Raw genomic sequence first — 1,789 nt, forward strand, 5'->3', positions numbered from 1 at the left:
CCGGAACGGCTGCAAGCCGAGCTTCTCCACGCCGCTGAGCACCGCGAGCTCGTCCGCCCAGGCACCTGCCGCGTTGACGACGACGGCGGACTGGAAGCCTTCCAGCCCGGCGCCCAATTGCCAGCCGGAACCAAGCCGTTGGGCAGAATGGACCCGGGCGCCGGTAATGATGTCCACTCCCCCGGCCTCGGCGCGCTGCCGGTGGTCTTCCAACAGCACGGGCGCATTGCAGGCGAATGACCCCGTGTCCAGGCCGGCGGCCGTGAAGGCCCCCGGATTCAGTGCCGGGCACAGCTCAAGGGCTTCGGCGTGCGTGATGGGGTGCATGTGTCCGCTGGCTTCCGCCTTGACGGTGGCTTCGTCGCCCACCAGCATGAACGAGCGCGGTTTCAGGACCGGTACCGGCAATCCGGCGTCGCGGGCTGCCATCAGCTCCAGCGTGCGGACGGTGAGTTCCTGCACGACGGCGGGTCCATAGCTGGGGATGAGCTGCCGGGCCGAGCGGGAGGACGTGTGGTACGCCAGTGTCTGTTCGGCTTCCACGAGGGCTACCGAACACTGGCCGGCCAGCGCTGAGGCGAGCGACAACCCGGCGATTCCTCCACCGACAATTACCACATCATAATTTGCAGCCATCTCCCCATCCTGTCAGCGCGCAGGCCCAGATGCGAGTAGCGCCCGGTGCCGAACAGCGCCGGTGCCGGCTATTCCAACGCGGACGGCTTGATGCCGCTGTAGGGGGTCCACCACGTGAGTGGTTCCGTGACAGTGAAGCGCCGTCCGGAGATCGAATCCGCGGGAACCCGCACGAAATGGTCCTTCTTGCCTGATTCCCAAGGAAACAGGGGCAGGGAGAACGTGTTGATGACGTCGTCGAGCTGTTTGACGGGCGCCGCCTTGCCATGGAGCACAACGCTCCACGCGACACCGGTGTTGGCGTCGACGCCGTCCACCTCCATGGCCACCGGGAATTCGCCCAAGGCCGCGGCGAGCTTTGTGCCCGCTCCGGTCCTGAAGACCACCGTCCCCTGGTCCACGGTGTAATTGATCGGAAAAATGTCAGGGTGGTCTCCCAGCCACACGGCCAGCCTGCCGACGGACACGCCCCTCAGGAGATTCCAGCATTGCTGCGAATCCAACACTTCGGTCACGGAAGGTGCTGCATCTTTGTCCATGCTGCAGATACTAGGCCTCCTCTCCCCCTCGGGACAGGGCTTAGGCGAAGGGGTTCAGCGCAGGTATTGGAGTTCCTTGAAATGGCCGATGTAGTCGGCCAGGAGCGCTTCTGCCACCCTGACCGAGTCCACGAGCGGGTTCATGGCCATCGCCTTGTAGGCGGAGCGCCGGGAACCCGTGAGCGCAGCGTCGATGGTGGCGCGTTCCACCGCCTTGGCGTTGACGACGAGCCCGCGCGCGTAGTCCGGAAGGGGCTTGGCCGGGAGCAAGCGGGCTCCACCCGCATCCACGAGGCACGGCGCCTCGATGACGGCGTCGGCGTCGAGTTCCGCCAGGGTGCCTTTATTGGGGACATTCAGGATCAGTCGGGCCGATTCGCCCTGGCTGATGGCGCGCATGATCGCCAAGGCCACGGCCTCGTAGCCGCCGGAAACCAGGTCTTCGGCGTCGCGTTCGAACGTGCCTGCCGCGTCCCTGTTGCTCTGCATGTATGTCTCTTCGCGATCGAGCTTGGTCTTCTCCCAGAGCCTGAAAGCCGCTTTCGACGACGGGACCCCCTGGGCGGGCTCCGCACCGCCGTCGTTTGCTGCCGCGAGCCCGCTGTAGAAGGACG

At 65.8% G+C, this 1,789-nt stretch carries 2 protein-coding genes and 1 pseudogene; all 3 read right to left on the reverse strand.

The genetic code is table 11. From position 1 onward, the window contains the following. The coding region (locus tag AHiyo1_RS05580; RefSeq protein ID WP_148667483.1) for an NAD(P)/FAD-dependent oxidoreductase at window positions 1-636 on the reverse strand (636 nt) is incomplete at its 3' end. 68 nt (window positions 637-704) lie between these two features. Next, the gene (locus AHiyo1_RS05585) at window positions 705-1,175 is read right to left on the reverse strand and encodes a pyridoxamine 5'-phosphate oxidase family protein (RefSeq protein ID WP_059387879.1); all 471 of its coding nucleotides are present in this window, start codon (window positions 1,173-1,175) and stop codon (window positions 705-707) included. A 54-nt stretch (window positions 1,176-1,229) separates the two neighbouring features. After that, window positions 1,230-1,789, reverse strand: a pseudogene (locus tag AHiyo1_RS05590) (6-phospho-beta-glucosidase); the annotation flags it as partial.

Origin of the sequence: Arthrobacter sp. Hiyo1 (genome assembly GCF_001263615.2) — a bacterium.
GTDB lineage: Bacteria > Actinomycetota > Actinomycetes > Actinomycetales > Micrococcaceae > Arthrobacter.

Bases quoted from the DNA above. Each gene is read 5' to 3' on its own strand.
- AHiyo1_RS05585 (WP_059387879.1), bottom strand. From the start codon at position 1,175: ATGGACAAAGATGCAGCACCTTCCGTGACCGAAGTGTTGGATTCGCAG.